General features: G+C 35.8%; 7 protein-coding genes. 1 reads left to right on the top strand and 6 read right to left on the bottom strand.

Features of this window, described 5'->3' with window-relative positions:
• Window positions 1–97 precede the first annotated feature (97 nt).
• From dprA to sucC, 3 genes are all read right to left on the bottom strand, one after another.
• Window positions 98–970: a DNA-processing protein DprA gene (gene dprA / locus CD118_RS09285; RefSeq protein ID WP_206167715.1), complete on the bottom strand. Its 873-nt coding sequence runs from the start codon at window positions 968–970 to the stop codon at window positions 98–100.
• 210 nt (window positions 971–1,180) lie between these two features.
• On the bottom strand, window positions 1,181–2,089 hold the full coding sequence (gene sucD, locus CD118_RS09280; protein ID WP_016424902.1) for a succinate--CoA ligase subunit alpha: 909 nt from the start codon (window positions 2,087–2,089) through the stop codon (window positions 1,181–1,183).
• 21 nt (window positions 2,090–2,110) lie between these two features.
• On the bottom strand, window positions 2,111–3,277 hold the full coding sequence (gene sucC / locus CD118_RS09275) for an ADP-forming succinate--CoA ligase subunit beta (protein ID WP_050345739.1): 1,167 nt from the start codon (window positions 3,275–3,277) through the stop codon (window positions 2,111–2,113).
• 305 nt (window positions 3,278–3,582) lie between these two features.
• Here sucC and CD118_RS09270 point away from each other — a divergent pair, with 305 nt between their 5' ends.
• Window positions 3,583–3,912 (top strand): nucleoside triphosphate pyrophosphohydrolase family protein, encoded by a 330-nt coding sequence (locus CD118_RS09270; protein WP_103356605.1) that lies wholly within the window; start codon window positions 3,583–3,585, stop codon window positions 3,910–3,912.
• A 143-nt stretch (window positions 3,913–4,055) separates the two neighbouring features.
• On the opposite strand, the gene CD118_RS09265 is transcribed toward CD118_RS09270, so the two are convergent.
• From CD118_RS09265 to ylqF, 3 genes are all read right to left on the bottom strand, one after another.
• The gene (locus CD118_RS09265) at window positions 4,056–4,325 is read right to left on the bottom strand and encodes a hypothetical protein (protein WP_016424899.1); all 270 of its coding nucleotides are present in this window, start codon (window positions 4,323–4,325) and stop codon (window positions 4,056–4,058) included.
• Window positions 4,326–4,442: 117 nt separating this feature from the next.
• The gene (locus tag CD118_RS09260) at window positions 4,443–5,231 is read right to left on the bottom strand and encodes a ribonuclease HII (RefSeq protein ID WP_060830028.1); all 789 of its coding nucleotides are present in this window, start codon (window positions 5,229–5,231) and stop codon (window positions 4,443–4,445) included.
• Entirely contained in the window at window positions 5,232–6,095 is an 864-nt protein-coding gene (gene ylqF, locus CD118_RS09255) for a ribosome biogenesis GTPase YlqF (RefSeq protein ID WP_050332200.1), read from the bottom strand. It abuts the gene before it with no gap.
• Between the last annotated feature and the right edge of the window lie 119 nt (window positions 6,096–6,214).

The raw sequence follows: 6,214 nt of genomic DNA, 5'->3' as shown, positions 1-6,214 counted from the left end.
AGTTACCCCCTTGCTTTTTCTATTTACAAAGATAAATGATAAACGGTTAATTTTATATTTGTCAATCTTTTATAATTATTTCACAAAGCATTAACATTTAATTTTTATAATCTTTAAGAATATCTTGTGCGGATAAAATCACTTCTGCCCCCTCTTTTACACGCAATAAATTACCTCTTGTGTTCTGATTAAAAATATCACCTGGTAATACATAAACATTACGATTTTGTTCCAATGCTTGATCCAAGGTAATGAGTGCCCCACTCCGTGCCCGAGCTTCTGTAATTAATACCCCTTGAGATAATCCGCTAATCAATCTATTTCTTTCAGGAAATCTAAATTTTGCGATAGGTGTGTGTGGTGGGTATTCACTTATTGTAAGAAACTGGTTTTCGATTTTTTGTCGCAACTGTAATGTACTTGTAGGATAATGATGATGATGACCAAATCCAAGAATACCAATAGTATGCATATGATAGTCAAGCGCAAATTGATGTGCAAGTGCATCGGTTCCATGTGCTAAGCCAGAAATAATAGTGATTGAGTATTCGCTTAAGTCTTTAAATAAATACGAAAGTGCTTGTGGCGTATAGTTCGTACAGCGTCTTGCGCCAACAATTGCTAGAGTATGTTTCATCGTTTTAAATGTTTGGAGATTACCTTTACAAAAAAGGATAAAAGGAGGGTCATGAATTTCTTTTAATTGGGAAGGATAAAGAGGGTCATGAATCGCTATAGGAATAATACGATGTCGTTTTAAATCAGATTCTATTGTATCGATTTCTAATGAACGAAAACGCCTAATTTTTTGCACAATGCTTTGAGAGGACGTCATTTTTAACATTTCATTTAGATAGTTACTAACGCCGTCGACATTACCTTTTAAAGCGAGTAAGATAGGATATATTTTTTGAAGCTGTTGTGTTGTAAAACCGGCATACAATAGTAAAAGTAACAGTTGTTTCATCATCTTTTAGTCACCTCATTAAGATTATAAGGTATTTATGTCCTGCCATGTATGTCTAAAATGAATTAAATATTTATTATTTCTATTAAACAGCGCTCAATATACCTGTTCATTGAGCGGTTTAACACAAAGAATTCGGCTCATTTATAAATCAAGCATAAAAAGGGCTGACGCGAGCCAACCCTTTTTAATATTTAACTTTTAGTTATGCTGTTATGCCTTCACTGTTAATAATGATTCATAAATGCCAGCTTCCTTAGCTGCTTCAATTAACGTTGCACCAATTTCAGAAGGTGTTGCAGCTGTTTTAACGCCACAATCATTAAGCGTTTTGATTTTTTCTTCTGCAGTTCCTTTACCACCAGAGATAATAGCACCTGCGTGTCCCATACGTTTCCCTGGAGGAGCTGTTTGACCACCGATAAAGCCGATAACCGGTTTAGTCATATTGGCTTTAATCCATTCTGCCGCTTCTTCTTCAGCAGTACCGCCAATTTCACCAATCATTACTACAGCTTTTGTTTCATCATCGTTATTAAAAGCTTCTAAAACATCAATGAAGTTTGTACCATTAACTGGGTCTCCGCCAATACCTACCGCTGTAGATTGACCGATGCCTTCTTCAGTCAATTGATGAACAGCTTCATAAGTTAATGTACCTGAACGTGAAACAACACCAACATGTCCTTTTTTATGAATATAACCTGGCATAATACCAATTTTTGTTTCATCAGATGTAATGACACCCGGGCAGTTTGGTCCAATTAAACGTGTTTTTCTACCTTCAAGATAACGTTTCACTTTAACCATATCAATAACAGGAATATGCTCAGTAATACAAATAGCTAAATCTAATTCTGCATCCGCGCACTCTAAAATAGCATCTGCAGCAAATGGTGCAGGTACATAAATGACAGAAACGTTTGCGCCTGTTTCTTTCTTAGCTTCTTCCACTGTATTATAGACCGGTACACCTTCGACCACTTGTCCACCTTTACCTGGTGTTACACCTGCGACGATTTGTGTCCCATATTCTAACATTTGTTTAGTATGGAAAAGGGCAGTTGACCCTGTAATACCTTGTACGATAACTTTTGAATTCTTATCTACAAATACGCTCATTTTAGTTGTCCCATCCTTTCCTTACGCTTCACTTACAAGTTTAACGATTTTTTGAGCGCCTTCAGCCATAGTGCTAGCGGGTTCAATTGCTAAACCTGATTCTTTTAAGATTTTTTTACCTTGGTCTACATTTGTTCCTTCAAGACGAACGACTAATGGTAATGTAAGCTCAACTTCTTTAACAGCAGCTACAATACCTTCAGCGATGATATCACAACGCATAATTCCCCCGAAGATATTTACAAAAATACCTTTTACGTTGCCATCCCCTAAAATAATTTTAAAAGCTTCAGTCACTTTTTCTTTAGTAGCACCGCCACCTACGTCTAAGAAATTGGCTGGTGTACCGTTAAAATGGTTAATTGTATCCATTGTTGCCATTGCTAAGCCGGCACCGTTAACCATACAACCAATATTTCCGTCTAAAGCGATATAGGACAATTCATATTTAGAAGCTTCGATTTCTTTTGGATCTTCTTCATCCAAGTCACGTAGTTCCACCACATCTTTATGACGGAATAACGCATTGTCATCGAAGTTAATTTTAGAGTCTAACGCTAAAACTTCCCCTTCACCTGTTAAAACAAGTGGATTAATTTCAACAATAGAGCAATCTTTTTCAATGAACACATTGTATAAAGAAATTAAAAATTTTACTGCTTTATTAATTGATGCTTTAGGAATGTTAATGTTAAACGCAATTCGACGCGCTTGATAAGGTGATAAACCTACGACAGGGTCGATTGTTTCTTTAAAAATCTTTTCTGGACTTTTAGCCGCAACTTCTTCAATTTCAGTTCCGCCTTCTTCAGATGCCATTAAAGTTACGCGATCTGTTGCGCGATCAATCACAAAGCCAACGTAATATTCTTTTTGAATATCTGCACCTTCTTCGATGTATAAGCGTTTTACTTCTTTACCTTCTGGACCCGTTTGATGTGTAACGAGCACTTTACCTAGCAATTCATTCGCGTATGTTTCAACTTCTGATAAAGACTTAGCAATTTTTACACCGCCTGCTTTACCACGTCCCCCAGCGTGAATTTGTGCTTTTACAACATAAACATCTGTATCTAACTCTTTCGCTTTTTCTACAGCTTCTTCAGCTGAAAAAGCCACGCGCCCTTCTGGTACTGCTACGCCCATTGAGCGAAAAATTTCTTTTCCTTGATACTCATGGATATTCATACTCCATCCTCCTGTTTCTTAAGGTTAAGTTCAATTTCAATTATAGGAAATGTAAGCGCTATTGTAAACAGATAGATATAGAGTTCTCACTATTTATCAGACTTTTAACACTGATTTAATCCATTTAATTTAAGCGCCCTACTTTTTAATGGGCATGAATGATAAAAGGATGTCACAGAAAGAAGCTTATGATGGACGCATCTTTCCGTATTGCATTAAATTTCACTTTTATCGTAGTTGATTATGATAATATAAACTTAGCTTTCCTTATACATTAATAGACTGAAAAATAGGAGGTATCTTTAATGGATTTTAATACATATCAACAAAAAGCAATGCGAACTTTAAAAGATCAGCCCGATTTTCATAAACATATTCAGATGGCCGTATTGGGACTTAATGGAGAATCCGGCGAAGTCGCGGATATCATTAAAAAGCATTTGTATCATGATCACGATTTTGATAAGGCGGCTTTTAAGAAGGAGCTTGGAGATGTATTGTGGTATCTCTCAACATGTGCATCTGTCATTGATACAGATTTGAATGAAATTGCACAGTTAAACATAGAAAAACTTGAGCGTCGTTATCCAAATGGTTTTAACCATCAAGATTCAATCCACCGCAAAGATCATTGATATAAGATGTATTGTTTTGAAGCATAAAAAATGCATAAAACAAAGGCCGGAAATGAGTTTACCATACATGTGATATGGCAACCTCGCTTCCGGCCATTTTTAAAGTTTATTATTCAGAGAAGCGGATGGATGATTTCATCAAATTACTTGTCTGCTTGGAAAGTAACTTGCGTGTCATCATCCATTGGGACATTAATCGTTTTTTGTTCATCTTCTGTTGATTCCACAGCAAAATTATGGTCTTTCAATAGACGAATCAAGTCAGCTTGTTGTTCTTCTTCAATAGAGATATTTAAATTTTGTTCAATTTCTTGCTTTATTTTTTCTAATTTCTTTTCATCATGTGTAATCTCCACTTCTGTTTCTTCAAAGTGAACGAGTACTTTATACAATTTCTGTAATGTTTCATCCATAAATTTCAAATTCCTTTCTTTAATTGGAAATTAATTATAGTAAAACATAGATTCACAAATTTGCAAACGAATACGATTAATTGACCTTCAAAATAAGATCAAATCAGCAACTAAATCTTACAGCTTCTTTGCGATGATTGACTTGATCGGTTCAAAACTTTTGCGGTGAATATCTGTCACACCATACGCTTCCAAACCATCTAAATGTTTTTTCGTCCCGTAACCGGCGTTATTTGAAAAATCATAGCCAGGGTATTGTTGATCATAAGACGCCATCAAATCATCCCGATATTCTTTCGCAATAATACTCGCTGCTGCTATTGAAACACTTCGAGCATCCCCTTTTATAATGGACTGCTGTGGTGCAGCGATTTTATCTAATGTCATCGCATCAATTAAATAATGCGTAGGCACCACAGTTAACTTTTCAATTGCGCGATACATGGCTAATTTGGTTGCTTCGTATATATTGCGTTCGTCAATTTCCTGTGGTGTGACCACTCCAATTTGCCATGCACGTACATTCGCTTGTAACTGTGTATTCAAGTTCTTGCGTTTAGCCGAAGAAAGTTGTTTAGAGTCATTTATACCAATAAAGTGATGTTCGGGTTGTAAAACAACCGCACTCGCGACGACAGGCCCTGCTAAAGGTCCTCTACCCACTTCATCTATTCCACAAATCAATGCTTCCGGATGATGCGCTAAAATTTCATTTTCAAATTGGCACATTTCCTCATATTTTAATAGCTGTGCCTGTATTTTTCCGATTTGCTTTTCACGGCTTAAAAAAATACGTTGTACGCCCTTTCGAGTATCATGATAATCCGGGTGTGCCTTTAAACTTTGGATATTTTGAATGGCTTGTATTTCTTTTTTGATTTGAGCAATAGTTTTTGATTGTTTCATTTATTGCACACTCAATTCATCATAAATATCGAAACAATATGTCCCTATTTTCGCATTTCTAATTTCATGAATAATTAATTCAATTACAGCTTCATAGTCTACTTCATTTCCACGTTGTAATAGGCCTCTTTTACGCCCAATTGCGTCAAACCATTCAATATTGTCTGCATCACGTGGCACATCAATTTTGTAATGTGCCAATAAACCTTCATAATCATGTTCAATTAAAAACTCTAACCCATAAATGGCAACTTCATCCAAATGCACAATGCTATCTTTGATGGCACCTGTTAAACTTAGCTTTTTACCGATCAACTGATCTTCAAATTTAGGCCATAAAATTCCTGGTGTATCTAATAATTGCAATGATTGACCCACTTTAATCCATTGTTGCTGCTTCGTTACACCTGGTTTATTTCCTGTTTGCGCGATTGTGCGTTTTGCCAATTTGTTTATTAGCGTTGATTTACCTACATTTGGGATACCCACTATCATCGCGCGAATCGCTCTTGGCTTTAACCCTTTAGCTTTTTCACGTTCAAATTTTTCTTTCGTTACTTCTATAGCTGCGACTTCGACCTGCTTTAAACCTTTACCGTGCTTAGCATCGACCGCAACAGGATAGGCCCCTTTTTCTTTAAAAAATGTATACCACTTTTCCATTTCTTTTAAATGAGACATATCTTTTTTATTAAAAATGACTACGCGTGGCTTTTGTTGTATCACTTCATCAATCATCGGATTTCTTGAACTTAATGGAATTCGTGCATCTACTAACTCAAATACAACATCCACTTTTTTTAATTGCTCTGTTACTTCTCTTTTCGCTTTGGCCATGTGACCGGGAAACCACTGAATCACCATAAATTTTAAACTCCTTTAAATAATACGCTAGACATCGTTTTTTCAATTTATCTATGTTATATTAATTATTGATTTTGGTAGAAATATCATTTTAAGTTGTGCATTCATCAAGATGTTCT

Origin of the sequence: Staphylococcus coagulans (genome assembly GCF_002901995.1) — a bacterium.
GTDB classification, from domain to species: domain Bacteria; phylum Bacillota; class Bacilli; order Staphylococcales; family Staphylococcaceae; genus Staphylococcus; species Staphylococcus coagulans.
Note: the sequence above shows the minus strand (reverse complement) of the source record. Positions and strands in the feature narration are given on the sequence as shown.

What these genes read in the sequence shown, in the direction of transcription:
- sucC (WP_050345739.1), bottom strand. Translation starts at nt 3,277, where the DNA reads ATGAATATCCATGAGTATCAAGGAAAAGAAATTTTTCGCTCAATGGGC.
- ylqF (WP_050332200.1), bottom strand. Translation starts at nt 6,095, where the DNA reads ATGGTGATTCAGTGGTTTCCCGGTCACATGGCCAAAGCGAAAAGAGAA.
- CD118_RS09260 (WP_060830028.1), bottom strand. Translation starts at nt 5,231, where the DNA reads ATGAAACAATCAAAAACTATTGCTCAAATCAAAAAAGAAATACAAGCC.
- CD118_RS09265 (WP_016424899.1), bottom strand. Translation starts at nt 4,325, where the DNA reads ATGGATGAAACATTACAGAAATTGTATAAAGTACTCGTTCACTTTGAA.
- sucD (WP_016424902.1), bottom strand. Translation starts at nt 2,089, where the DNA reads ATGAGCGTATTTGTAGATAAGAATTCAAAAGTTATCGTACAAGGTATT.
- CD118_RS09270 (WP_103356605.1), top strand. Translation starts at nt 3,583, where the DNA reads ATGGATTTTAATACATATCAACAAAAAGCAATGCGAACTTTAAAAGAT.
- dprA (WP_206167715.1), bottom strand. Translation starts at nt 970, where the DNA reads ATGATGAAACAACTGTTACTTTTACTATTGTATGCCGGTTTTACAACA.